General features: G+C 59.8%; 31 protein-coding genes and 1 tRNA gene. 24 read left to right on the top strand and 8 right to left on the bottom strand.

The genetic code is table 11. The annotated features are described in order from the left end of the window. Positions 1-181 precede the first annotated feature (181 nt). Entirely contained in the window at positions 182-1393 is a 1212-nt protein-coding gene (locus tag D7325_RS00870; protein ID WP_120993165.1) for a site-specific integrase, read from the top strand. Here D7325_RS00870 and D7325_RS00865 read toward each other — a convergent pair whose 3' ends face one another. Next, on the bottom strand, positions 1394-1966 hold the full coding sequence (locus tag D7325_RS00865; RefSeq protein WP_120993163.1) for a hypothetical protein: 573 nt from the start codon (positions 1964-1966) through the stop codon (positions 1394-1396). It abuts the gene before it with no gap. A gap of 135 nt (positions 1967-2101) precedes the next feature. Here D7325_RS00865 and D7325_RS00860 point away from each other — a divergent pair, with 135 nt between their 5' ends. From D7325_RS00860 to D7325_RS19410, 10 genes are all read left to right on the top strand, one after another. After that, positions 2102-2305, top strand: a complete 204-nt coding sequence (locus tag D7325_RS00860; protein ID WP_120993161.1) for a helix-turn-helix domain-containing protein — start codon at positions 2102-2104, stop codon at positions 2303-2305. Next, a complete protein-coding gene (locus tag D7325_RS00855) occupies positions 2302-2580 on the top strand; it encodes a hypothetical protein (RefSeq protein ID WP_120993160.1) in 279 nt (92 codons plus the stop codon). Before D7325_RS00860 ends, D7325_RS00855 begins: the two co-directional genes overlap by 4 nt. Beyond that, the gene (locus D7325_RS00850; RefSeq protein WP_281273478.1) at positions 2577-2831 is read left to right on the top strand and encodes a helix-turn-helix domain-containing protein; all 255 of its coding nucleotides are present in this window, start codon (positions 2577-2579) and stop codon (positions 2829-2831) included. The genes D7325_RS00855 and D7325_RS00850 overlap by 4 nt, the downstream gene beginning before the upstream one ends. A gap of 49 nt (positions 2832-2880) precedes the next feature. After that, positions 2881-3282, top strand: a complete 402-nt coding sequence (locus D7325_RS00845; protein ID WP_120993158.1) for a MarR family transcriptional regulator — start codon at positions 2881-2883, stop codon at positions 3280-3282. A gap of 326 nt (positions 3283-3608) precedes the next feature. After that, the gene (locus D7325_RS00840; RefSeq protein ID WP_120993156.1) at positions 3609-3845 is read left to right on the top strand and encodes a hypothetical protein; all 237 of its coding nucleotides are present in this window, start codon (positions 3609-3611) and stop codon (positions 3843-3845) included. Then, the gene (locus D7325_RS00835) at positions 3842-4099 is read left to right on the top strand and encodes a hypothetical protein (protein WP_120993154.1); all 258 of its coding nucleotides are present in this window, start codon (positions 3842-3844) and stop codon (positions 4097-4099) included. Before D7325_RS00840 ends, D7325_RS00835 begins: the two co-directional genes overlap by 4 nt. A 1628-nt stretch (positions 4100-5727) precedes the next feature. Further along, positions 5728-6243 carry a YecR family lipoprotein gene (gene yecR / locus D7325_RS00825; protein WP_120993150.1) on the top strand — a complete coding sequence of 172 codons (516 nt, stop codon included), beginning with the start codon at positions 5728-5730 and terminating at the stop codon, positions 6241-6243. A gap of 45 nt (positions 6244-6288) precedes the next feature. Beyond that, a complete protein-coding gene (locus tag D7325_RS00820; RefSeq protein WP_120993148.1) occupies positions 6289-6555 on the top strand; it encodes a hypothetical protein in 267 nt (88 codons plus the stop codon). Beyond that, the gene (locus D7325_RS00815) at positions 6552-7217 is read left to right on the top strand and encodes a thermonuclease family protein (RefSeq protein ID WP_245961984.1); all 666 of its coding nucleotides are present in this window, start codon (positions 6552-6554) and stop codon (positions 7215-7217) included. Before D7325_RS00820 ends, D7325_RS00815 begins: the two co-directional genes overlap by 4 nt. After that, entirely contained in the window at positions 7174-7476 is a 303-nt protein-coding gene (locus D7325_RS19410; protein ID WP_120993146.1) for a carbon storage regulator, read from the top strand. Before D7325_RS00815 ends, D7325_RS19410 begins: the two co-directional genes overlap by 44 nt. 38 nt (positions 7477-7514) lie before the next feature. On the opposite strand, the gene umuC is transcribed toward D7325_RS19410, so the two are convergent. Together umuC and D7325_RS00800 are read right to left on the bottom strand one after the other, a co-directional pair. Further along, positions 7515-8771, bottom strand: coding sequence for a translesion error-prone DNA polymerase V subunit UmuC (umuC, locus tag D7325_RS00805; protein WP_120993144.1), 1257 nt, complete (start codon positions 8769-8771; stop codon positions 7515-7517). After that, the gene (locus D7325_RS00800; RefSeq protein ID WP_120993142.1) at positions 8759-9184 is read right to left on the bottom strand and encodes a LexA family protein; all 426 of its coding nucleotides are present in this window, start codon (positions 9182-9184) and stop codon (positions 8759-8761) included. The genes umuC and D7325_RS00800 overlap by 13 nt, the downstream gene beginning before the upstream one ends. A gap of 91 nt (positions 9185-9275) precedes the next feature. Between D7325_RS00800 and D7325_RS00795 the strand changes: the two genes are divergently transcribed. After that, entirely contained in the window at positions 9276-9992 is a 717-nt protein-coding gene (locus D7325_RS00795; RefSeq protein ID WP_120993140.1) for an SOS response-associated peptidase family protein, read from the top strand. A gap of 49 nt (positions 9993-10041) precedes the next feature. On the opposite strand, the gene D7325_RS00790 is transcribed toward D7325_RS00795, so the two are convergent. Next, entirely contained in the window at positions 10042-10398 is a 357-nt protein-coding gene (locus D7325_RS00790; RefSeq protein WP_120993137.1) for a hypothetical protein, read from the bottom strand. 267 nt (positions 10399-10665) lie between these two features. Here D7325_RS00790 and D7325_RS18995 point away from each other — a divergent pair, with 267 nt between their 5' ends. From D7325_RS18995 to D7325_RS18990, 10 genes are all read left to right on the top strand, one after another. Further along, complete coding sequence (locus D7325_RS18995; protein ID WP_162987976.1) at positions 10666-10842, top strand: hypothetical protein; 177 nt, start codon at positions 10666-10668, stop codon at positions 10840-10842. Continuing rightward, positions 10839-11024, top strand: a complete 186-nt coding sequence (locus D7325_RS00785) for a hypothetical protein (protein ID WP_120993135.1) — start codon at positions 10839-10841, stop codon at positions 11022-11024. Before D7325_RS18995 ends, D7325_RS00785 begins: the two co-directional genes overlap by 4 nt. Next, on the top strand, positions 11021-11230 hold the full coding sequence (locus D7325_RS00780) for a hypothetical protein (RefSeq protein ID WP_120993133.1): 210 nt from the start codon (positions 11021-11023) through the stop codon (positions 11228-11230). Before D7325_RS00785 ends, D7325_RS00780 begins: the two co-directional genes overlap by 4 nt. 16 nt (positions 11231-11246) lie before the next feature. Beyond that, entirely contained in the window at positions 11247-12116 is an 870-nt protein-coding gene (locus D7325_RS00775; protein WP_120993131.1) for a hypothetical protein, read from the top strand. Between the two features lie 163 nt (positions 12117-12279). Then, positions 12280-12480, top strand: a complete 201-nt coding sequence (locus D7325_RS00770; protein WP_120993129.1) for a hypothetical protein — start codon at positions 12280-12282, stop codon at positions 12478-12480. Next, the gene (locus D7325_RS00765; RefSeq protein WP_120993127.1) at positions 12456-12794 is read left to right on the top strand and encodes a hypothetical protein; all 339 of its coding nucleotides are present in this window, start codon (positions 12456-12458) and stop codon (positions 12792-12794) included. Before D7325_RS00770 ends, D7325_RS00765 begins: the two co-directional genes overlap by 25 nt. After that, positions 12791-14860 carry a tape measure protein gene (locus D7325_RS00760; protein WP_120993125.1) on the top strand — a complete coding sequence of 690 codons (2070 nt, stop codon included), beginning with the start codon at positions 12791-12793 and terminating at the stop codon, positions 14858-14860. Before D7325_RS00765 ends, D7325_RS00760 begins: the two co-directional genes overlap by 4 nt. Before the next feature lie 2 nt (positions 14861-14862). Continuing rightward, on the top strand, positions 14863-15780 hold the full coding sequence (locus tag D7325_RS00755; protein ID WP_120993123.1) for a S49 family peptidase: 918 nt from the start codon (positions 14863-14865) through the stop codon (positions 15778-15780). Next, positions 15777-16478, top strand: a complete 702-nt coding sequence (locus tag D7325_RS00750; RefSeq protein WP_120993121.1) for a hypothetical protein — start codon at positions 15777-15779, stop codon at positions 16476-16478. Before D7325_RS00755 ends, D7325_RS00750 begins: the two co-directional genes overlap by 4 nt. A 407-nt stretch (positions 16479-16885) precedes the next feature. Continuing rightward, on the top strand, positions 16886-17128 hold the full coding sequence (locus D7325_RS18990; protein WP_162987975.1) for a hypothetical protein: 243 nt from the start codon (positions 16886-16888) through the stop codon (positions 17126-17128). Between the two features lie 250 nt (positions 17129-17378). Here D7325_RS18990 and D7325_RS00745 read toward each other — a convergent pair whose 3' ends face one another. The 3 genes from D7325_RS00745 to D7325_RS00735 all read right to left on the bottom strand — a co-directional run bounded on the left by D7325_RS00745 (position 17379) and on the right by D7325_RS00735 (position 18922). Then, positions 17379-17804 carry a type II toxin-antitoxin system HicB family antitoxin gene (locus D7325_RS00745; RefSeq protein ID WP_120993120.1) on the bottom strand — a complete coding sequence of 142 codons (426 nt, stop codon included), beginning with the start codon at positions 17802-17804 and terminating at the stop codon, positions 17379-17381. Positions 17805-18241: 437 nt separating this feature from the next. Next, positions 18242-18505 (bottom strand): hypothetical protein, encoded by a 264-nt coding sequence (locus D7325_RS00740; RefSeq protein ID WP_218565166.1) that lies wholly within the window; start codon positions 18503-18505, stop codon positions 18242-18244. 340 nt (positions 18506-18845) lie between these two features. After that, positions 18846-18922, bottom strand: a tRNA-Arg gene (locus D7325_RS00735). Positions 18923-19385: 463 nt separating this feature from the next. On the opposite strand from D7325_RS00735, the gene D7325_RS00725 reads away from it, so the two are divergent. Continuing rightward, positions 19386-19565, top strand: a complete 180-nt coding sequence (locus tag D7325_RS00725; RefSeq protein ID WP_120993116.1) for a PA3371 family protein — start codon at positions 19386-19388, stop codon at positions 19563-19565. Positions 19566-19778: 213 nt separating this feature from the next. After that, complete coding sequence (locus tag D7325_RS00720) at positions 19779-20111, top strand: Arc family DNA-binding protein (protein ID WP_120993114.1); 333 nt, start codon at positions 19779-19781, stop codon at positions 20109-20111. Positions 20112-20203: 92 nt separating this feature from the next. Here the strand turns inward: D7325_RS00720 and mgtE are convergent, their stop codons facing one another. Continuing rightward, the gene (mgtE, locus tag D7325_RS00715; protein ID WP_120993112.1) at positions 20204-21646 is read right to left on the bottom strand and encodes a magnesium transporter; all 1443 of its coding nucleotides are present in this window, start codon (positions 21644-21646) and stop codon (positions 20204-20206) included. Between the last annotated feature and the right edge of the window lie 140 nt (positions 21647-21786).

Below are 21786 nucleotides of genomic sequence, written 5' to 3'. Positions count from 1 at the left end.
AGCAAGAGGTGGTGTCCCAGGCAGGAATTGAACCTGCAACCTTCCCCTTAGGAGGGCCAATTTAGACCCTTCTACTTCAAGCACTTACCAGTTAAATCAAGCACTTAGCGTCTCGTTGCGTCTGGTTTTACCTGTCCGTATAGTTGTTTTTGCTGTCAGCACGCTGTCAGGAGGACAGGCGATGAAAACCAAGATCACGGCGAAAATACTCGCCTCCCTCGCACCCCAGGCAAAGACCTACCGCATCCACGACACCGCCCAGCCCGGTCTTTCGATTCGCGTGCTGCCGAGCGGGCACGCCTCGTACATGGTCACCTGGGCGCGAAACAAGGCCGTCACGCTCGGCCGGGTCGGAATGCTGACGCTTGAGCAGGCCCGTAAGGAAGCCGCCCAATACCTCGCCGAAGCCCACGAGCACGGAACCCCTCTGGCGGTCACGCAAGGCCGGAAGGGGGCCGTCTCCCCTACTCTACGGGCCTTCATCTCGGACCACTATATGCCGTGGTTCAAGACGCATCACAAGGGCCACGAGAAGACCCTGCATACCCTCGAAAACAACTTTGAGCCCATCATGGATCTGCGCATCGAGGAGATCACCGGCCGCGACCTGGAGGCCATCCGTACTGACTGGCTTAAAGCCGGAAACAAGCCGGCGACCGCTAACAGGAAGATGGGCTCGATCAGTGGTGTTTTCAGTCGGGCGCTCGACTGGGAGTTCATCAGCGCCCACCCGCTGGAGAAGGTCAAGCAACTGAAGGTCGACACACGGGGGCGCATCCGCTATCTCTCCAGTGACGAAGCCAAGGCGCTTAGGAGCGCCCTAGAATCCCGCGAGGAGCGAATTCGAGCCGAGCGTGACCGGGCGAACGCGTGGCGCACAGCGAGGCGTAAAGAGCCTCTGGCGGACCTGCGAACGGTTGCCTTCGCCGACCACCTCAAGCCAATGGTGTTGCTTTCCCTCAACACCGGGATGCGTCGCGGCGAACTGCTCGACCTTACCTGGCCTGCCGTCAGCTTAGATAGAAAGACGATCACCGTCATTGGCGACACGGCCAAGACTCAGGAGACCCGACACATCCCGCTAAATGCCGAGGCGGTGCAGGTGCTCACCGAATGGAAGAAGCAAAGCGGGAAGTCCAGCTACGTCTTCCCGAACCAAGACGGCGGTCGGATGGATGACATAAAAACCGCCTGGCTCAATCTGCTCGAGCTGGCCGGCATCGAGGGGTTCCGCTGGCACGACATGCGCCACGACTTCGCGTCACGGCTGGTGATGGCCGGGGTACCGCTCAACACAGTGCGGGATCTGCTGGGGCACGCGGACATCAAGATGACGCTGCGTTATGCCCACCTGGCGCCTGACAGCAAGGCGGCGGCGGTCGAGCTGATCTGATTAAAGCACGTCATATATTTCGTCCAACTCGCCGCTTTTGCGGAGCATATCGACAAAATCAGGAAAGCTAAGTTTTATCGAATTGTTCGCAAGAAACCGTGCGTAGTCAGTCAATAGCGGCCAATAAAGAGTAACCAAGGCCAGGTCAACGCGCGGTATCGCTGGGCTATCAACAATCATCTCCCTAGCTTTCTTATCGAACAGCTCGTCCCGCCCACCGAACATGTCCAAGTTTTGGAAGACCGTACCCGTAATCACCTGGTCTCTCTCACTGAGAGCGGTAGGCTCGACCAAGTGCAGCCTTAGCTTAAAAAGCTCCTGTCTTTCCGTCCAAAGCGCTTGCATCAGCTCGCCAAGCAATACGACAAAGTTCCCCCCCTCTCCCATTCTCAACTTGCCCGGCTGGATAAAGGCCGGCGGAGAGATGTGCTTAGCGTAAAGGGCTTCGTCGAGCAGCTCTTCGATTAGCTCGGGCTGGCTCTGCTGCTGGATGGCCGATAAGACGTCAAGACACGATTTGGCGTAGGCAGACACCCGCGCAGATAGAACTGTTTTTTTCGATCGGTTCGCCATATGGCCTCCTCACCTGCAGCCCACTGTAAGGTACGCGTTCCGAAGCATCAAGAAACGCTTGCTTCTTATGTTACTTACATTTATCGTGCCTACACCTGACAACCAAACCCAACCGGTCAGGTGGAGAAGACGCGCATGACCCAAGCAGCAGCAACTCTCGCCCCGCTCGCCGTTGGCCCTGATGAGGCCGGCCGGATGACTGGGCACACCCGTTCCGCCATTTACGAAGCGATCGCCCGCGGCGACCTGCATTCCTTCAAGTCTGGCAAGCGCCGCCTGATCCTCATTGAGGAACTGCAGGCGTGGATTCGTCGGCTGGCGAAAGGAAACGCGCGATGACCCCTGACGAGATCGCGAAGTACAACCTGGACAGGATCCGGCGCAGCAGCACCCGCACCGGACTGGACTGTGCATGGGACGCAGCATTAGGCGCCGCTTGGACGCTTAAGCAGCTCGGACTGATAGATATGGTGAGATGGCGAGCCGTCATCAATCAGATCGATGAAGTCGGCGAGCAAATGAGCAAGGAGCTCGAAAGGATGCCCGAAGCGGAGCGGCAACTCCGCCAGGGCGACAACACATTGGTAGCCACCAACATGAGGACTGCATCGTGACAGATCACCCCTCCCCTGACAACCACTCCACCGAGGCCCAGGCGCTGCGATTGATTCAAGCGCTACGCGTCGGGCCAGTGACAACGATCGACGCCGCGCTCGGGCTGGACATCGTGCATCCACCGAGCACCGTGCGATACCTCCGCCGCAAAGGCTGGGGAATCGTTACTGAGTGGGCGCACGAAGCCACCGGGCCGGGCCGCAAGCCTCACCGGGTCGGCCGGTACGTCCTGGTAAAGGAAGCGGCATAGCCGAGCCTGCCGGTGGGGTCTGCCCTGCCGGCTTTCGTCGAGAACCCTAATGGCTAAGAGGAACACCCCCAAGCTTGATTGGGGGCCGATGGGCGCGTTCGTCCTGCCAAAAGCCCTCATGGCACACCCTGACTTTCGCGAGCTGTCTGGTTCTGCGCTCAAAGTGCTGATGCTGCTCGGCAGCCAGTACAACGGGCACAACAACGGAGATCTAGCAGCTACGCACACGATGATGGGCGCCTGGGGCGGGATGGCTAAGGCGACGCTAGCAGCGGCTCTCAGAGAGCTACAGGAGCGCAACTTGATTGCCAGAACACGACAGCACAACCGGAGTCGGGACGGTGCCCGGCCGGCCTTGTTCGCTTTCACCTGGCTGCCAATCGACGAGTGCCCCGGCAAAGGCCTAGAGGTTTCGGCAACCGTCGTTTCAGCCAGAAGTTTGAGGCTCTGACTTGCAGAACTTCTAGTTCAGAAATTGAACAGCACTAGTTCAATAATTGAACCGCTGTTTTCCGGTTTTGTCCGGTTAACGTTTCGGAAGGAACTCAGCGGTTCAAAAACTGAACTGCTAATCGCTATTTTGGGGACTTTGTAGGTTCAAAAACTGAACACCCTTATAAGTTTACCACCCACTACCGGGGAATTAGCCGCAGTGAAGCAAGCCGACGAACTGCATTAAGAAAGTTCGCGACCGACAGATAACCAACACAACTTGAGGCTATGCCGAGTGCCTGGGGAGGGCTCGGATAGCGAAGTCCAACGGACAGGAGTATCACAATGAGCGATGCAACCACCTATAGCGCAGTCGATATGTACGATAACGCCACCCAGGCCAAGGAAGTCTTGGAATGGATGGAGGGAATCAGCGCGGGCATCCATCAAGCGGTGGCCGCGGGTCACCACGGGCGAGCTAAAGCGCTAGCCGGCCTCGCTCAGTACCTTGCGCTCGACTGGGCGGACCACTTCGGCCGGGCAGCTCAGGAAACCAGGGTGGAGCAGGAGGCAGCCCAATGAGCGCCGACGCCCAGCAAGTGCAATCGCTCATGAGTGCCGCCTGGGAGCGCGGCAACCATCTCATGTCTGCCGGCTATGGCTTGATGGTCATCGGCGATCTGCTCGGCGCTGATGGTAGCGAGCACTCCCTCGGGCCGGGGGATCTAAGCGGCCTGCAGCACGCCGTCGTGGCGCTGGGGGCGATGGTGCTCGACGCAGGGCAATCACTCACTGAACGAGCCGAGCTGGCGGGGTATACGCCGATCAATTCATAGCCAATACGGCCCTCTCCCGCCACCGAAACCCAGCCCTAACCGGCTGGGTTTTCTTTTTAACCAGCGAGACAGACCAACAGGTCCGAGTCGGACCAACACCGCCAAATCGAAAACCACGGGCTAGTTAGCGGGTTTTCCCCAGACAAGACCGTGGGTTTCCCTCTTCCACCGTGTAGAAACCTACACACTGTGTCGAATATGGCACTAAGTGCCAAATCCAGCTCGACGGCTCAACGTGCTTTACCGCCAGCGGCGTGAAAGTCTGCTCAGTGAGACCAAATCGTCTCACTCGCCACCATTGGTGGATGGATCGGATCTGAGCCATCCCACTTTCCCGCCACCGGTGGCAAAGCCTATTTCGCTTCGAGGTGGCCGGCGATCAAATCCCACCGTTTGGTGACATTTCCGGTTTGCCCTCAGCTCCAGCTAAATCCCCGTAATCCCGGTGATTTCCGCAGGCCGGCCCCCGGCGTCTAAAGCCCTCGAATCGGAGGGATTTAAATGTGGGATTTAGTCACCTTTACCAGCGGGCCGGAACGGTGATACCGCGGCTTCTTGCCTATCGCAACTGCTCGCCCTTGATGGCAGAATCGAATCAAAGGACTACCAACAACGCGGCAAGGAGGGGCACATGGGCTTTCAAGAGAAGCTGGCTAGTTTGGCCGACAAGATCCGCCAGCAGAAATCGGTCATCCACTCGCGCCGTTGCTGGTTTAGGTCGGGTTTCTGCCCCGGTTTGAAGGGTCGGTTTCGACAAGCAGTACCGATCTGGTACCCGGAACTCCGGGCAGTCCTTACAGCCCCGCCAGCTGATGCTAAATCCCACCTTCCGGGGGTATTTAAGCCACACCCGCCTACAGGTGACCTCGGGTCACTTGTACAGCTCATCCTGATGGCTCAGAGGTGAGCCATCTTTCGTGGTCCGAATTTGGACCATGCCGGTAGCCTCTACGGCTGTCCGGCAAAATGCGGGAAAATCCCACAATTTGCCTCGTCCCTGAGATTGCTTTAGCGCTTGCCTTGATCGGTCCTCCAGCGTCCCGAACTGTCGACGAATTTCCGCGCACCAGCGTACTTCTACGCCAGCGGCGGAAAAGCCAGAGGGGGCCGGTACTGACACCCCAAAACCTACAAAACCGTCCCTGGCTGCTTCGTGCTGTCGACCAGAAGGCAATCGACGGAGCCGATTTGGCCCGGCAGAATACTGTTTATCCATACAGCACCCGAAGAGCACTATGTACCTTCACGTCACCCGTATGCGCTACCGCGGCAAGGCGCTCTAGCCGGCTGCTATGCGCAACGTTCAGCCCATCCGCGGCGACGTTCACCTTCTCCACGACAGCTGCCCCGCCCTCGGCCGGGCGGCTGCGATCGCAACGCTAAGGACAGGTCTGCCGCTCGATGCGCCCGCATTCCCGGATCTGCTCGACGCTCAGTTGCTATGGATGTCGACCGGGGGTTTAGTCATCTCTGGGATCGAGTGTGTCGATGGTGTGTTCTATGCGCAGTCATGGCATTGCCGGCCAGAGTAATCGCTGTCTTAGGGACTGGAGCTAACCGGGCCATGGTGGCAAGATCACATCGCTTCAGTTCTACCCTGCCAACATACCTACATGGAGGTATCCGAGATGAACCGGACTCACCGCTTAGTCACCCGCGCTGCCGTAGCAGCCATCGCCGGCATTACCCTGGCCGGCTGCGCTGTTAAGAAGGACTTCTACGCTATGGGTGGCAGCCGAGCTGACGGTACAGTCGATATGGCGTATGACTTCGCGCAGTTCGAGCAGCCAGTTATAAACCATCAACAAGCGCAAACGATTGCAAAGCAGAAATGCGCCGTGTGGGGCTACGACAAAGCGGAGCCGTTCGGGGGCCAGACAACGAATTGCTATCAACGTAACGGATTCGGCACCTGTATCGCCGGCCAAGTCATCGTGAAATATCAGTGCGTGGGTGACATCGATGCCCCTCGGCCAGCGGTCGCTACCGCCAAAGCCCCTTCGGCCACCAGCGCGGGGGCTTCAGGCCCAGCGCTGCTGACCCCTGAGCAGTGGAAACAGCAACAGCTACTGCAGCTTCAGAGCCAAACGGGCCTTAGCTACGACGAATACCAGCAGCGGTACAAGCAAATCATGGGGCAATAAGCCAAGGCTTGCTTCCTCGGATGAGTTCGGGCGCACGGAGGCGCTATGCAAGACATTCTGACCGTTGATCAAGCGATCTTTGCAATCCGGAGCGCTTTCGCTCCGCTTAGATGCGTTGCTGAGCCGCACGACTACGAAAATGAGATCGGCTTCCGGGTCTATGGGCCGGATGGGGAAATCCTCGTCACGGTGGCCGACACCAAGCGGAGCGTGTTTTCTGATCCCTCTAGCCTAGGCATTCGCCTCACCGCTGTACGTGAGCGGCTGATTGACCGAGGCTTCAACCTGGCCCCTTGGCGGATGCCGTTTTGAATTTCCCCAACACCTTCGCCGTTCTCGGCCTGCTTTTCGTTTCCCTTGCCGCGTCGGCCGAGACGATCGACTGCCGGGTCATCGGCATCGCAGACGGTGACACCCTCACCTGCCTGACGGCCGGCAAGAAGCAGATCAAGGTCCGCTTGGCCGAGATCGACACGCCCGAGAAAGCGCAGCCCTATGGCACACGTTCTCGTCAGGCGCTATCCGATCTTGTCTTCGGTAAAGACGTCACCCTGCTCGTTCAAGACCGGGACCGATATGGGCGCACGGTCGCGCGGATAAAGGTAGGAAGCACAGACGTTAACCGCGAGATGGTCAGCCAGGGGGCAGCCTGGGTTTATCGGGCCTATAACCGTGACAAGTCACTGCTACAGGCCGAGGCGCAGGCCAAAGCAGGTAAGCGCGGACTATGGGCGCTGCCCGAAGCGGAGCGGATGCCGCCATGGGAATGGCGGAAAGACAGGCGCAGCGGAATCGCCAGCCAAGCGGCCTCAGCCTCGACCAAGGCATCCCCGGCTGGCTTTACTTGCTTTGCCACCAAGTTCTGCCGCGAAATGAGCGGGTGCGCCGAGGCAAAATTCCAACTCCAACGGTGCGGAAACCCTCGTATTGATGGAGATGGTGACGGAATACCATGCGAAGCTATTTGCAGATAGCGCGCTAATTGCCATCATTGCAACTCAATCCAAATACCCCACGCAAGGACGCGCCATGGGACACCTAGTACTCACTCGCCGAGAGGGCGAGCTCATCACTATCCGCGCGGTGCCTGGCACCGATCCACACGACCTACTGGCAGAGCTGCTGGTGAATGGGATCAGGTTGATGGTGACCGACATTGGCGGGAGCCAGGTCAAGCTGAGCTTCGACGCGCCATTAGAAATGAAAATTCTACGGAGTGAGTTGGAAAGGTAAGCCAGACGAGCCGCTTAGCGGCCGGAACTGGAAAGCGATCACCTCACCACCATCAGTTCGTCCCAGCGCGTCGTATACCGCGGCGACATCATCTCCCGCTTCATGGCCCACTCCGGCGAGGCGGGAATCCTGCCCAGCCGTACCGTTCCCCTGCCCTCTCGCGCGTTGATCCGGTCGACGACAGCCATCAGCCGGTCGGCGCCTGGGCGGGGCGCATCGGCGAACAGGTCACCGGTGAATTCGCCGCGCTGGCGCAAGTCCATCAGCAGCACCTCGGCCTTGCTGTAGGCATAGCCAGGCCGATAGATCGCATCCAGTCCACGCACCGCAGCAGCGGCGAGCACGCGGGTATCGTCGGTCGGGTATGGCAGCGGGCAATTGATGGCGTTGGCGTATCGTGGCTGATCAGGGTTGTGCATCCCGGTGCGGATGGCCACCTGCAAAGCCCCCGCGAGGCTGTTCTGGGATCGGAGCTTCTCCGCCGCCTTCGTTACGTAGCTCGCCACGGCCTCCCGGATCGGCGGCAACTCTCGCACCCGTGATCCGAACATCTTCGACGAGCAGATCATTTGTTTCGGAGGGGTAGCCTCCTCCAGCTCGAGGCAGGAGATGCCGCGCAACTCCCGCGCCGTTTTCTCCAACACCACCGAGAACTGCCGGCGCAGCGAGGCCGGGTCGTAGGTCGCCAAATCCCAGGCCGTGCGAATACCGAGCGGGGCGAGCTTGGCAGTGAGCCGTCGGCCGACACCCCAAACCTCGGAAACCTCGGTCATTTGCAGCAGCTTGTCGCGCCTGGCCGGGTCGCGGAGGTCGATCACCCCGCCCGACTTTCTCCACGTCTTTGCCGCCCAGTTGGCGAGCTTGGCCAGCGTCTTCGTCGGGCCAATACCCACACCGACGGGAATCCCAGTCCAGCGCAGTACACGCTCCCGCGCTTCCCGGCCCAGATCAACCAAGTCGCCCTGCATACCGGTCAGATCGGCGAATGCCTCGTCAATGCTGTACACCTCCACCCGCGGGAACATGTCCTCGAGCGTAGCCATCACCCGGGCGCTCATCTCGCCGTAGAGTTCATAGTTGGACGAGAAGCACACCACGCCCCACTCTCGCAGCTGGTCGCGCCACTGGAAGTACGGCGCGCCCATTGGAATGCCTAAGCGCTTAGCTTCCCTCGTCCTCGCTATCACGCAGCCGTCGTTGTTGCTCAGCACGACGACCGGCACGTCATCCAGCCAGGGGCGGTATACCCGCTCACACGAGCAGTAGAAGGAGTTGCAGTCGATCAGCGCGAACATAGGGTGTGCAGGTTATGCGTGGCCACCGCCCAGACGTGGAGGGATTCAGTCACCTGGATCGGCCGGTACTCGGCGTTCTCGGCACGAAGCCAGACAGCGTCTTCAGTCACATGCAGCCGCTTGACCGTCATGCCGCCATCCACATAGGCCACGATGATGTCGCCCGAGCGAGCCTCGATGGCGCGGTTCACCACGAGCACATCGCCATCGTAAACGCCGGCACCGATCATGCTGTGGCCCTCTACCCTCACCAGGTAGACATGTGGCGCCCGCAGATCGATCAGCTCATCAATCGAAAGCGCGGCGTCCTCATAGTCAGCGGCGGGCGACGGGAAACCAGCTGGCACCCTGGTGTCCACGTATTGACAGAGAGAGGTTGAGGGCCGAAGTGGCCCGAGGATGATGGCTCCCATTCTCGTACTGCTCATGGCAACTGTATATTTATACAGGTTGCCTGTTATCCAGCCGTGCGGTCAATTGGGCGAGCGATGACCGGAGGGTTTCATGTGCGGACGATTCACCCAGTACCGAACAGCAATCGAATACCTCGAGGCGCTGCGGTACGACAAACCGATCGAAAGCGGCATCGACCCGGAGCCCGTCGGCCGCTACAACGTCCCTCCCCGCTCTCGCGTACTGGTGTTCTACGAGAATGCCGCCGGCCTACGCATGGCCAAATTACCCTGGGGCTATCAGCCGTGGTGGGCTGCGGGCAAGCGGCCGCCAGCCATCAACGCTCGGGTAGAAACGGCTGCGACCAGCAAGTTTTTCCGGGACATCTGGCGAACCGGGCGGACACTCGTCGCGGCCGATGGCTGGTACGAGTGGGTGAAGGATCCTGCTGACCCTAAGAAGAAGCAGCCCTATTACATTAGGCTTCGATCAGGCGAGCCCATGTGGTTTGCTGCACTCGGACAGTTCGATCGGGCAGGAATGGCGGAACGGGAAGGTGACGGCTTCGTAATCATCACGGCCGACAGCGATGAAGGGATGGTCGACATTCACGATCGCCGACCAGTAGTGCTCCCGCCAGACCTGGCGCGCGAATGGATGGAGCCCGATCTGTCACTCGAGCGCGCCGAGGAGATCGTCCGGGATCTAGCCCTGCCGGTTGAGGCGTTTGAGTGGTATGCGGTGGATCGGGCGGTGGGAAACGTCAGGAACGAAGGCGCCTACCTACTTACGGAATCAGCAGTTCCCTCGCTCCAGCCCGACCGGTGACCAGATCCATTCAAGGTGGAACCGTCTCACTTTGTATCAGTAGCCGGCGTCAATGATGCCCTGACTGCGTCCCGCCACACATCAGGCACTTGCTGTAGTCGCCCCAGCGGCCCTCCAAATGCCTGACGAAGCCGCCGCAGTGATGGCACCCGCCATCTGCGCCGTTTACCCAGCGGCAAAGCAGGATCCATCGCCAGGCTAGCAAGAGCGCGCCCCAGGCTGACAGACCTACGAGCCCCCACCGTACCGGAACAATCACTGCCTCAAGTATCGGCCGCAGAAGCAAACTCTGATTTTCCACTTCCCCACCCGTAACCCCGAGCAGCACCAGCCCTAGCAGCATGATGGCCAGCGGCAGCGCAAAGAGCCGCCAAGATCTTTCGATCGCCGTGATGTTGAGCTCCATTTACAAACCTCCTTGTTAGTGGGAACCGAACCCTACCTCCCCTTCGGGCGCCTGTCTGCCCGCCGTAAAAGCCATATGCCTACTTTTCGGACAGGACCTGCCGCCCTGGATAGCTGAGCCAAATCCTTGGGTGTCCCGCCCAGCCTGTAGGGAGTGGCCACCTCAAAAATACTGGATGCCCGACCAGTAAAAAAGCTTGCATCGAGCCTTATTAAGGATAATATGCCCTCATTAGCTACATGTCGGGTTTTATTACATGAGGTGCTTATGAGCACTACCGAGAAGCCGAGAGGTCGCCAGCAGCGCCCGAACCGCACCGAACTGATCGCCGCCTGGTCGCGCATCCGTGATGCCGCGGACAAGGGCAGCATTCCGGCGAGCGCCCTTCTGATCGCCCTAAGCGAGAACAAGCCGTTCGTAAGCTGCCGGGAGTTCTTCGTATGAGCACCCAGGCTGCGCAACTGGCGCACAAGCGCGCCGAGGCCCTGCGACTGGTTGAGGCACGAGGCTTGAAAATAGAGACGCTGCCTTCCGGCCGCATCCGCGTCTTTGGTCCTGGCGTCGATATGCGCGTCGTCGACCTGGCCTACTTGAGCAGCTACGACCTGCTCCCGGCGACGCGATGACAGCCCTTACCGGTATCACCCAGGCCGAGCAGCTGTACCGCTGCCACAAGGGCCTCCCGCCGAAGTATCACGCTCGCCTCAAGCACGACGGCCGAACATTGGCAGTGCTCCAGGGCGACACCCAGGAAGAAGCGACGAGCCGCGCCGAGCGGCTGGCCGAAGCGCTCTTCCTCAATCGCAGCGGCGTCTCGATCGAAGACGCCTGACCCAAGGAGACACACCATGTTCGGACTTAAACTTCTCAGCGAGCCGCAAGAGCCAAGCCTCGAGATACAGCTCGCAGATGCCCAGGCACGCGCCGAAGCGCTACGCCACGAAATCGCAGCAGCCGAGACCGACCCAAACCGCACCTATGCGGCCGGGGATAACCGCAGACCGGTTAGCGGAATGTGGGATGAGCTCCGCGGAGTGGAAGGCGACATCAGCCGAATCGGGAGGGAGATCGAGCAGCGCGACAACCTGCTGAGCTGGAATGCCGCGCGCGAAAACGCCGATGCCGAAATGAAGGCCGCCAAGAAAGAAATGGACGCCTCGGGCAAAGCCCTAGCTGTGCTGGACGCGGACTTCGAGAAGGCGAGCGCCAAGCTGGCCAAGCTGCAGACCGCCACCGACGCGGAGCTAGCCGAAGCCAAACAAGGCGAGAGCCAGGCCGCGGAGGCGTACGCAGCCGCCCTGGCACAGGGCAGCGAGACCGAGGAAGCGGCCGCTCTCGAAAAGCTCAACCGCTTTTCGGAAGCACTCGAGCAGACGGAGCGCAAAGCAGCCAGGCAGAACGTCATCATCCAGGCCCTGCAAGGCCAGGTGGACGCGATCGATGAGAAACGGGCCTCAGAGCGTGAACGTTTCGAAAAAGCCCGGGAGCGCCGCCTTATCGCGGTCCGCCACAAGCTGGGGACCAAGTGGGATGCGATGGCCGCAGAGATGGCAGAACTCGCCACTCAGCTCGTGGCGGTCGATTGGGCCGTGAGCGGCTATTCCCGCTCGATGGACTCGCTGCATATCCCGAACACAGCGAAGGATGGCGCTCCGGTCACCGGCAGCCGCGTACGGGACGCCAGCAGCTCAATCAACGTCGACGAGCTGCGCCCTTAAGTCTTCACCTGCAAAGCCAAGTCTGCGAGTGGCTTCGTAACCCAGACAGCCAGCGCGCCCGGGACCCTCGTTTGCGGGCGGTGGCTGGCACTAGGCCCGGGCCGGCCGATACCTGCCGGGCCCTCCCCTCATCCGCCGGGGCAGACCACCAGAGGACCCGCACATGACCTTTGATTTCGAAAACGACTTCCTGCTCGACGAAGCTATCCGGCACGCCCTGGATGGGATGGATAAACAGCGGGCCTGCCTTATGCGGGCACTTGCCGGCAGTGAAATTGACCGCCAGTGTGTCCGCGGCGTGCTAGCGAACGTGCTCCCGTTTGTTGAGGAGGAGCCGCAATGCCTCGCTACCTCGGCGCGTTGATTGACTTCACTCTGGACCTTTGCGACGAGGTCATCGAGATGCTTCCTGAACGACGCAAGCAGCCTGTGCGCGAAGTTACCCAGACGTTGGCAACCGCGCCTTACCTGGACCCGACGGAAAGCCGCACGCTCGACGAAATCCTGCTGGTGGCCCTCGAAGAACTGAACGCACGGGCTCCGGAGATGGCCCCGGCTGACGTGGAGATGCAGCGGGCGCACCTGGTGGCAGCCCTGGCCGGTGATCGAGAGCAACGCCTGATCGCGGCCCAAGTACTGAAAGAGCTTCATGTCGAAGCCGGAGGCACCGTCCAATGAGCAACGTCGCAACGCAAGTCATCATTGATGGGAAGAACAACACCCGCGGTGCCTTCGCTGACCTTAACCGGCAAATCGACCAGACCAATCAGCGCTTGGCAGTGGCAGGTAAAGCATTCAAAGCAGCTTTCTCCGTCGCCGCTGTAGCCGCGGCGTCACGAAGCTATTCGACGCTCGCTGACCAAAGCACGCAAATGGAGTCGCGACTGAAGCTGGCTTCAAGATCGCAGGAGGAATTCAACCGAGCGCTCGGCGATGTGCGCCGAATAGCGAACGAGAACGGCGCCTCAATCACTTCCGTCACCCAGTTGTACGCGCGTCTCACCCCCGCTCTACGCGAAGCCGGCCGGAGCCAGACAGACGTCGCAAGAGTGACCGAGGCAGTGACCAAGGCAATGCGAATTTCCGGCGCGTCAGCTTCCGAATCTGCGGCTGGCATCCAGCAGTTCGCTCAGGCCCTCGGATCGGCCGTTCTCCGCGGTGATGAATTCAACAGCATTGCGGAGGCGGCGCCGCGTCTCATGCAGGCGCTGGCGGACGGGATGGGCGTGCCCGTGGGCAAGCTCCGTGAGATGGCTGCTGCTGGCAAGCTGACGGCAGAGGTCGTAACAAACGCCCTGCTATCTCAGCTCCCCAAGCTGACGGCAGAAGCCGAAGCGATGGGCGAGACGTTCGGTAGCGCAGGCCAGCGGCTCGAGAACGCAGCGATCGATATGGCCGGCGCCTTCGACAAGATGACCGGAGCCTCATCGCTTGCCACCAAGGCCATGAACGACCTAGCGCAAGCCATGAACAAGGTTTCAAGCGGCGAGTTCCTAGATAGCTTTCGGGACGAGAAGCAAACCGTCGGTGGGATCAATACCGAGATCAGCGTTTTGCTCGCCAAGCTTCGTGATCTCAACGATCAACGAGGCAACCTGAAGAGAGGAAACTGGTTCGAGCGTATGGCGATGTCCATGCGTGGCGTCACCGAAGAGTCTATTCGAGCTGAGGAGATGGATACTAAACGCCGGATTCAGGCGCTGAGGGATCGCCTCAAAGCCATGACAGGCGTGAATGAGGAAGTGTCAGCCGAAGAACAGGCGCACAACGACAAGGTGGGCCAGATCAAGGAACAGCGTCTCGAGGCTCTCAAGGCGAATCTGGCCGCGGAGGAAAAGGCCCAGGAAGCGGCCAACAAGAAGATGGCTGGCTTGAAGGCCGAGCGCCTCCGGATCGAAAAAGAATTTACCGAATCGATCAGCAAGACCCAGGCCGGCGCGAATGGCGAGCCGACCTTCAACGGCGTGATGGATCTCAAAGCCGGCGCCCGCGAAGCCCTGCTCGGCGACAAGGATGGCGAGCGCGCGGTTGAGCAAGCCAGAGAGGCACTGTCCGTCCTCGAGCAGCTCGAATCTGCCGGGGTAAATACTTATGGCTTCAAGGGCATCAAAGAAGAACTCAAGGCGATCGCTCTCGCTGGGAATGACCTACAGCAGCAACAGGCCCAGCAGCAGATCGATCAGATCGGCACCAGCGTCGACACCCTAAAGCAGAAGATCGAGGATGTACCCAAGGTAAAGGTTGGCTTCGAATACTCAGCCGAAGACGTCCAGGAGCTAACCAAGCTGGTAGACCAAATGGCCGAGGGCTTCCGCCAAAAGCTAACGATCCCGCTCAAGATTACCGCTGGCGGTGCGCCTGTAATCGATACAGACGTACCTGAGGTACCCAAGTTTGCGGCTGGCGGGATGATTCGGGGGCCTGGTTCTGGCACGAGCGACAGCATCCCGGCCTACCTTTCGAACGGTGAGTACGTCATCCGTGCCGCTGCCGTGCGCAAGTGGGGCAGCAGTGCGCTGGACCTCATCAACCGCGGCATTGCAATCCCTCGTTTCGCTGACGGCGGCCTTGTTGAAGCTGCGGCATCGGTGCCTGGCGGATCGCTGAGAGACCAGCTCAAAGACTGGGGCTTTGCAACGCTCGGCTCGGGAAGCGACAGAGCGGAGGTGATCATGCAACAGAAAGCTTTTGATTCTGTGCGCAAAGCTGCTACCAAGTTCGGCCGCACCCACCTGAGGGGCTGATCATGATGGATATGTTGTCCACCGTGACTGACAACCGCTGGCTCCTTGCTCCCGAGCTTTGCGACCTGAACTCCAACCCTCTCGAGGCAATCCGTACTTTCCAGTCCGACCAAAGCCAGCGCCTCCCCGGAACGCTGGTGACGATGGTAGGTAGCGGCATCGCCATCGTGCACGTGATTGGCCCAATCCTTCGCTATGCGAACCGGCGCTATGTGAGCACCGAACAGCTCGCTCTCGACATCAGGGCGGCGCTCGATAGCCCGACTGTGCGTTCGATCGTGCTCAATGTCGACAGCCCTGGTGGCCAAGTGGCAGGGATCAATGAGCTAGCCGAACTGATCTACCGGGCGCGCCCCAAGAAGCGCATCACGGCGTACGTTGGAGGCACGGCTGCGAGCGCTGCCTACTGGATCGCCAGCGCAGCACACCGGATCGTGATCGACGAAACGGCACTGGTCGGAGGCATTGGCGCCGTAGCCGAATACGCTAATCGCTCGGGCATCGTCGAGATCGTCAGCCGCAATGCTCCGAACAAGCGGCCAGACCTTTCCACCGAGCAAGGCCGGGCCAAGGTAGCCGAGTCGGTTGACGCGATCGGTGAGTTCTTCGCCAAGCGGGTCGCCCGCAACCTCGGCGTAAAGCCTGAGCGAATCGCAGAGATGGGCAAGCAAGGCGGCCTACGTATGGGCGCTGATGCGGTAAGGGCTGGCCTGGCTCATGGCCTCGGATCGCTGCAGAGCGTGCTTGCAGGTAAGCCGGCAATGCTGCCGCCGACGCAGAAGAGCACCCAGCCGTCCAAGGCAGCAGGCATAGCAATAGCCGCTCCGTTGGTTGCACCGGCCACGCCTGTGCCCACTGAACCGCAAAGCCACCCAGAAGTGACCACGGCCAGCATCTGGAAGCAGAGGAACCGCCGATGATCCGCATCGTTGCCAAGGGGTTCAAAGAGGCCAAGAAAGAGCTGGCCAAGATCCAGAAGCAAATCCCCTATGCCACCGCCCGGGCGCTTACCTTCACAGCCAAAGCGGCTAAGGAGGACATCGAAGGCGAGATGCGTTCCGTGTTCGATCGCCCTACCCGTTGGACGCTCAACAGCCTCTATCTCGAGGCCGCCCGTAAGGACAAGCTCCAAGCCCGGATAGGTGTGAAGGGAGACACCACCCGAGGCGATCCGCCTACCAAGTGGCTGACCCCCGAGGTTCATGGCGGGACCCGAACTCCGAAGCCCAGCGAGCGGGCACTGCGACAGCGGGGCTTCCTACCGGTCGGCAAGTATTTGCTGCCGGGCAAGGGGATGAAGCTCGATTCGTTCGGGAACGTCAGCGGGCCGCGGATGAAACGCATCCTCGAACGTATCGGGCTAAAGCCACCGCAAGAGGAAGGGAAGCCGAAGAACCGTCGCAGCGTCTTCGTGATTCGACGGGGCAGGCAGGCTATCGGCATTGCCGAGCGCACCGGTAAAGGCGACAACAAGATGAGTGTCATCCTCGCCTTCGGCCGACGCCCCACCTACAAGCGCCGTCTCGACTTCCACCGCATCGCCGACAAGGCGATAGCCGTGAACCTGGATCGAGAGATGAAGAAGGCGCTCGCGCACGCGCTACGGACAGCCAGGTAGCCCACCCCCTACGGGTCCTTCCGGACCCACCCCCCTGTCGCGGGTCTATTCGCGCCCGACCTTTCGCTATTCACCAACTTTTGTCAGGGGTCGGTTGTTGTTTAGTCGTGAGCCGCTGGATCTGCCCCGCTTCCGCATTACAGCAGGGCTTAAAGGTAGGCCAGTCGCGGCCCGAAGCAGCAACCGGAACCGGAAACGGCCGGCGCCGAATAGCTCATATGAAGCGAAGCCTCGCGCGCGAATTGACCCGCCCTAGCCGGCCCCTGGGGAAGGACCCAGCAGGAGGTTGGGCAGTCCATCGGGGCTCAGCTATGCAGGTCAGCAGGACAGGGAGTCACCGCTTGGCTCGCTCGCCAGCATCTGTCACATTCGACCCAGCAATCCGAACTGGGATGGAGAGATCCACGATGACCCTTTATCGTCTCACCGAGGCAGGGCGGGAGCGAAACAGAGGCTTTCGGCGCAACGCGCGGATAGCTCTAGAGGCGCTAGGCCCGACCTTTAGCGAAAGCAGCGCGAAGCAAGCTCTGGCGGAACTTGAAGTTTTGGGCCAGCTTGGCAAAGGTACCGCTACCAGCTTTTGGCATCGATTCGCGGCCAAGGGTGCACACTCCAAAAAGACAGCTTTCGTCGAGCGAGTTCCCGATTGATTGCCATCTGCTAATTCGGCCGGATCCTAGCCGTGTTGCTAACCCTTGGGCGAAGCCACCTACCGAACGCCACCTTCCGGAAACACGCTTCGCATGTACCAACTCGGTAATGACCCAGGGGTGCTCGGCCGCCCTGCTTTGCGTGTCGCCAGGTAGCTGCGTAACCAAGTGAGTGACGCAGCCCGCCGCCGCTCACCTAAGCGCCAGGCCCGCCCACTGAGCAATGACGGCGTAGAAGCACTCACCTGCATTACAGAGTCTCAATTGAGACGCGAAGACGCTTGCCCAGGGCGGCCAGGGCTTTCTCGATCTGCTCTATTTTCGAGGCGTGCAGGAAGTCGACGAGGCGGTCAGCGGTTACCGGCTTCAGGTCGAGCAGGCGGCACAGATCAGCCTTGCGCATACCGCGCGCCATCATCTCGTTCCAGAGGTGAATCTTGGCCACAGTGACGGTTGGCAGGGCGACCACGTGTTCGCCTGGCTCGGCCGGTGTCGCGGCCGGAATGGCCCGGCGCTGGTCGACGTAGAGCGATAGGGTGGTCTCGATCGCGTCAACCGCTTCACTGAGCGCGTGCGCCTCGTCGTCGCCATAGCTGTTCAGCTCCGGCAGGTCGCGGCAGAACACCGCAATGCCCGGGCTGTCGTGGGTTTCGAATCGTACGGCGTAGTCGTACATAGGCCGCTCCCTGATCAGTTTGCCCGGGCTCCATTACCGGAGGCCCGTTAGCCTATCGCGCTAGCTTTAACCTGGACGGCCTTGTAGGTTCGCCATCCGAGTTTTCCGAAAAAAATCGGGACGGATCTAGCTGGGTTCTGAGGCGCCGGTATTCTCGCTTTTCACCAAAATGCTGCGATCCCAGACGGGGTACGCGGTTCGTATGGCGAAAACAGCCAGCAGCCAGAAAAGCCTGCAAGCACGCGGCAGCTACGTCGGGTTTAGAAACCTGGACCTGATCATGCCAACGGTAAGACTGTAGAGTACGAGCTTGCGAACCATAGCGGCTAGCAGTAGCCCCCTAGCCGCCAGGATGCCAGACAGCTGAGAACAGCGGCCCTCTTCGAAAGCAACAATTTGGAAGAAGGCACAACAGATTCAGCCGGGAGAGATGAATACTAGCCCCTAGGCCCACACACCTTGTTGGCCGGATATTCATAAGAGAGCCGCCCGTCAATTTTGAACAACTCAAGCACAAAGGGCTGAGCCAATTTCATCAAGTCGAGGTAGGTGTAGTCTCTTCCCGACACAGCCCCTGCATTGAGCAAGGTTTGCTCAATGCTATATGCAATTGCATATAGCTCATCTGTTAAGTCGTGCGATCCCATTAGTTCGTAGCGCTTCATAAGCGGCCGACCGGACCCCTCTGAAACTTCTGCCATACGTCACCTCCTTATCCTGGTTGATCGAAGCCAGCGTGGCCATGGTCTCTCAGTTAGAGCAGGGCCAGCCTGTCGAGCCTGAAATTGCGGGGCTGACGACACGGTGACACCTGCGGCTGAGTAATATCGGGCTCAACCTTCAGCGAGAGGCCTGGGGAAAATCTCCGGCTTTTTACCCTATACGACGGGACTAAGCGTCAGCCTGAAAGAAGGATGGACTGGCTACTGACCGGAAGAGGGTTAGGTAGTCAGGCACGTCGAGGCTGTTTCGTTCGCTGTCACTATGCTGTCATGCTTTTTTACGCCTTCAGAGCATAGTCGCTGCATACCGCGAAAATGCTGGTGTCCCAGGCAGGAATTGAACCTGCAACCTTCCCCTTAGGAGGGGGACGCTCTATCCAATTGAGCTACTGGGACATGGCGCGCCGCGCATCTTAACGGCAGCCCTTCGCTTTGTCATGCAACGACATCCATGCAGACGGAATTGCAAAATGCACGACCAGAAGGGCATCACCGTGCAAACCGCAATTAATCCACACCAAACACTCCGCATAACTGCTTGATTTAAAAAGGATTATTTAACCCATCAGGCTGGCATGCGCTCTGCATTCCCTTACGCTCAAAGCAACTGAGCGTCGGGGACATTCAAATGCCGAACACAGCATTCATCATCACCGCAGCTCTATTAGCCGCTACTGCAGCAATGCAAGTCCAGATGGACGACGCCCCATCGAGCGATTCAAACGTCCAGGTCATTCAACATGATCAACGCCCGACGGCGCCGATCGTAACGGCCAGCGAAACGCAGACAATCTTGCCGGCACAGCCGCAGCGCTGGGTGTTCTAACACCGGAGTCCGACCGAGAGCACGGAGAACCCTATGTCTAAAATGGCGATTTGCTTTCTTACCCTTACCACCGCCTGCGTACTTCTGGTCTTGGCTCAGCCTAGCGATGGCTGGACAGCGATCGGTGGTGTGGGAGCGGGCATTTTTGGCGCGCTTTCGCTGCTGGCGCTCATCGCGGGACGGCGCATCAAGTTCGATCCGGTATTGCGCTGATCACCGAAACCAAAGAGACGTGCGTTTCGTCTCGAAACAGCCGCGACTGATAGCGAAATGCCTTTACTCTTTACGCTTAAGTCGCATAATTGGCGCCAGCCTTTTGCTGCCGGCGCTTTTTTTGCTTTCCGGGAACAGTTAGTGCTGCCCATTGTCAGACCGGTGACAATTGCAGCTGTGCCAGCATCGCCCCTCTGACTAACCGGTTTATATATGCGCCCTATGAAGCAGGCAGTTTATTCCAGCCGTACGGCTGACAAGTTCGTTGTCCGACTTCCGGAAGGGATGCGCGAGCGCATCGCCGATGTTGCCAGAAGCCATCATCGCAGCATGAATTCCGAGATCATCGCCCGTCTGGAGCAAAGCCTTTTCCAGGAAGGTGCTCTCGACGATGAACTGAGCATGCGACTGGACAGCCCGGAGCTTTCGCTCCATGAGCGCGAGCTTCTTCAGCGCTTTCGTCAGCTGAGCCGCCGCCAGCAGAATGCCCTGATCGCCCTGATCGCTGCAGATGCCGAGCTTGCCGCCGAGGCCGAAGCTAGCTAAGTCAGCATGGACATCGTCTGAAAAAAAGAAGGTGATTGCCGCGAGCGCGAACAATCACCTTTTTCTTGCGCCGGCTGGCCCCGCCCCCTGCCCTAGAGCAGGAAAATCGAAGCCAATCCAAGAAAGATCAGAAATCCGCCACTGTCCGTCATCGCCGTGATCATGACACTGGCGCCCATGGCCGGATCACGCCCCAGCTTGACCAGCGTCATCGGAATGAGCACGCCCATCAGCGCAGCCAATAACAGGTTCAGCGTCATCGCCGCCGTCATCACGACGCCTAGGGACCAACTGTCGTACAGCAGATAAGCGACGACACCGATCACCCCGCCCCAGAGCAGGCCGTTGATAAGCGAAACGCCCAGTTCCTTGCGAAGCAGTCTTGAGGTGTTGCCAGTCCCCACCTGATCCAGCGCCATTGCCCGCACGATCATGGTGATGGTCTGGTTGCCGGAATTGCCCCCAATACCGGCAACGATTGGCATCAGGGCCGCCAGGGCGACCAGGCGCTCGATAGAGCCCTCGAACAGGCCGATCACCCGGGATGCCACAAACGCCGTGATCAGGTTGATCGCCAGCCAGGCCCAGCGGTTGCGTACGGATTTCCAGACCGACGCGAAGATATCCTCCTCCTCGCGCAGACCGGCCATGCTCAGCACTTCGCTTTCGCTCTCTTCCCGAATCAGGTCGACCATCTCGTCGATCGTCAGGCGGCCTATGAGCTTGCCGTTCTTGTCCACGACCGGCGACGACACGAGGTCATAGCGCTCGAATGCCTGGGCAGCGTCATAGGCGTTCTCATCAGGATGAAACGCCACCGGATCGTTGGCCATCACCTCTGCGACATGCTTTTCAGGGTCATTGACGAGCAGGCGCTTGATCGGCAGAACGCCCTTGAGTACGCCGTCGTAATCGACGACGAACAACTTGTCCGTGTGGCCGGGCAGCTCTTTCAACCGACGCAGATAACGGAGCACGACCTCGAGGCTGACATCGTCACGAATGGTGACCATCTCGAAGTCCATCAGGGCACCGACTTGGTCCTCTTCATAGGAGAGCGCTGATCTCACCCGCTCGCGCTGCTGCGCATCGAGCGACTCCATGAGTTCGTGGACTACGTCCCTTGGCAACTCGGGCGCGAGGTCAGCGAGTTCGTCCGCATCCATTTCGCGGGCCGCGGCGAGCAGCTCGTGGTCGTCCATGTCGGCGATGAGCGTTTCACGCACCGCATCGGAGACTTCGAGCAGGATATCGCCGTCGCGCTCGACCTTGACGAGCTGCCAGACCGTCAGGCGGTCGTCGAGCGGAAGTGCTTCCAGAATGTGAGCCACGTCGGCCGGATGCAGCTCATCGAGGCGACGCTGGAGTTCGGCCAGGTTCTGCCGATGGACGAGGTTCTCGACCAGATCCTGATGAGGCCCCTCCTGACGATGGGTCAGATCCTCGACGAGCTTGTGCCGCTGGAGGAGTTCGACCACCTGCGCCAGGCGATCCTGGAGGCTTTCTTGCGGTTTCTTCGCTTCTGCTTCAATCATGACGCGCTCCGCCCCGGCAGCGGATGCGCAGGGGCTTTCAATCAGTCGATGCGTGATTGGTCTTCAGGAGTCTTGAGCGACTACTGGGTAAGTCCATGGGAAAGGTTTCCACAAGCCCGCCGGGCAGAGTTCGCAATGAT

The sequence above is a fragment of the Stutzerimonas urumqiensis genome (genome assembly GCF_003640395.1).
Taxonomy (GTDB): Bacteria; Pseudomonadota; Gammaproteobacteria; order Pseudomonadales; family Pseudomonadaceae; genus Stutzerimonas; species Stutzerimonas urumqiensis.
The sequence above is the reverse complement of the archived record's forward strand: the minus strand, read 5'-3'. Positions and strand labels throughout refer to the sequence as shown.

What these genes read in the sequence shown, in the direction of transcription:
- D7325_RS00855 (WP_120993160.1), top strand. Translation starts at nt 2,302, where the DNA reads ATGACCCCTGACGAGATCGCGAAGTACAACCTGGACAGGATCCGGCGC.
- D7325_RS00820 (WP_120993148.1), top strand. Translation starts at nt 6,289, where the DNA reads ATGCAAGACATTCTGACCGTTGATCAAGCGATCTTTGCAATCCGGAGC.
- D7325_RS00750 (WP_120993121.1), top strand. Translation starts at nt 15,777, where the DNA reads ATGATCCGCATCGTTGCCAAGGGGTTCAAAGAGGCCAAGAAAGAGCTG.
- D7325_RS00860 (WP_120993161.1), top strand. Translation starts at nt 2,102, where the DNA reads ATGACCCAAGCAGCAGCAACTCTCGCCCCGCTCGCCGTTGGCCCTGAT.
- D7325_RS00870 (WP_120993165.1), top strand. Translation starts at nt 182, where the DNA reads ATGAAAACCAAGATCACGGCGAAAATACTCGCCTCCCTCGCACCCCAG.
- D7325_RS00760 (WP_120993125.1), top strand. Translation starts at nt 12,791, where the DNA reads ATGAGCAACGTCGCAACGCAAGTCATCATTGATGGGAAGAACAACACC.
- D7325_RS00775 (WP_120993131.1), top strand. Translation starts at nt 11,247, where the DNA reads ATGTTCGGACTTAAACTTCTCAGCGAGCCGCAAGAGCCAAGCCTCGAG.
- D7325_RS00780 (WP_120993133.1), top strand. Translation starts at nt 11,021, where the DNA reads ATGACAGCCCTTACCGGTATCACCCAGGCCGAGCAGCTGTACCGCTGC.
- D7325_RS19410 (WP_120993146.1), top strand. Translation starts at nt 7,174, where the DNA reads ATGGAGATGGTGACGGAATACCATGCGAAGCTATTTGCAGATAGCGCG.
- D7325_RS00865 (WP_120993163.1), bottom strand. Translation starts at nt 1,966, where the DNA reads ATGGCGAACCGATCGAAAAAAACAGTTCTATCTGCGCGGGTGTCTGCC.
- D7325_RS00795 (WP_120993140.1), top strand. Translation starts at nt 9,276, where the DNA reads ATGTGCGGACGATTCACCCAGTACCGAACAGCAATCGAATACCTCGAG.
- D7325_RS00725 (WP_120993116.1), top strand. Translation starts at nt 19,386, where the DNA reads ATGTCTAAAATGGCGATTTGCTTTCTTACCCTTACCACCGCCTGCGTA.
- D7325_RS18995 (WP_162987976.1), top strand. Translation starts at nt 10,666, where the DNA reads ATGAGCACTACCGAGAAGCCGAGAGGTCGCCAGCAGCGCCCGAACCGC.
- D7325_RS00845 (WP_120993158.1), top strand. Translation starts at nt 2,881, where the DNA reads ATGGCTAAGAGGAACACCCCCAAGCTTGATTGGGGGCCGATGGGCGCG.
- yecR (WP_120993150.1), top strand. Translation starts at nt 5,728, where the DNA reads ATGAACCGGACTCACCGCTTAGTCACCCGCGCTGCCGTAGCAGCCATC.
- D7325_RS00790 (WP_120993137.1), bottom strand. Translation starts at nt 10,398, where the DNA reads ATGGAGCTCAACATCACGGCGATCGAAAGATCTTGGCGGCTCTTTGCG.
- umuC (WP_120993144.1), bottom strand. Translation starts at nt 8,771, where the DNA reads ATGTTCGCGCTGATCGACTGCAACTCCTTCTACTGCTCGTGTGAGCGG.
- D7325_RS00755 (WP_120993123.1), top strand. Translation starts at nt 14,863, where the DNA reads ATGATGGATATGTTGTCCACCGTGACTGACAACCGCTGGCTCCTTGCT.
- D7325_RS00800 (WP_120993142.1), bottom strand. Translation starts at nt 9,184, where the DNA reads ATGGGAGCCATCATCCTCGGGCCACTTCGGCCCTCAACCTCTCTCTGT.
- D7325_RS00770 (WP_120993129.1), top strand. Translation starts at nt 12,280, where the DNA reads ATGACCTTTGATTTCGAAAACGACTTCCTGCTCGACGAAGCTATCCGG.
- D7325_RS00835 (WP_120993154.1), top strand. Translation starts at nt 3,842, where the DNA reads ATGAGCGCCGACGCCCAGCAAGTGCAATCGCTCATGAGTGCCGCCTGG.
- mgtE (WP_120993112.1), bottom strand. Translation starts at nt 21,646, where the DNA reads ATGATTGAAGCAGAAGCGAAGAAACCGCAAGAAAGCCTCCAGGATCGC.
- D7325_RS00745 (WP_120993120.1), bottom strand. Translation starts at nt 17,804, where the DNA reads ATGTACGACTACGCCGTACGATTCGAAACCCACGACAGCCCGGGCATT.
- D7325_RS00740 (WP_218565166.1), bottom strand. Translation starts at nt 18,505, where the DNA reads ATGGCAGAAGTTTCAGAGGGGTCCGGTCGGCCGCTTATGAAGCGCTAC.
- D7325_RS00840 (WP_120993156.1), top strand. Translation starts at nt 3,609, where the DNA reads ATGAGCGATGCAACCACCTATAGCGCAGTCGATATGTACGATAACGCC.
- D7325_RS18990 (WP_162987975.1), top strand. Translation starts at nt 16,886, where the DNA reads ATGACCCTTTATCGTCTCACCGAGGCAGGGCGGGAGCGAAACAGAGGC.
- D7325_RS00785 (WP_120993135.1), top strand. Translation starts at nt 10,839, where the DNA reads ATGAGCACCCAGGCTGCGCAACTGGCGCACAAGCGCGCCGAGGCCCTG.
- D7325_RS00720 (WP_120993114.1), top strand. Translation starts at nt 19,779, where the DNA reads ATGCGCCCTATGAAGCAGGCAGTTTATTCCAGCCGTACGGCTGACAAG.
- D7325_RS00765 (WP_120993127.1), top strand. Translation starts at nt 12,456, where the DNA reads ATGCCTCGCTACCTCGGCGCGTTGATTGACTTCACTCTGGACCTTTGC.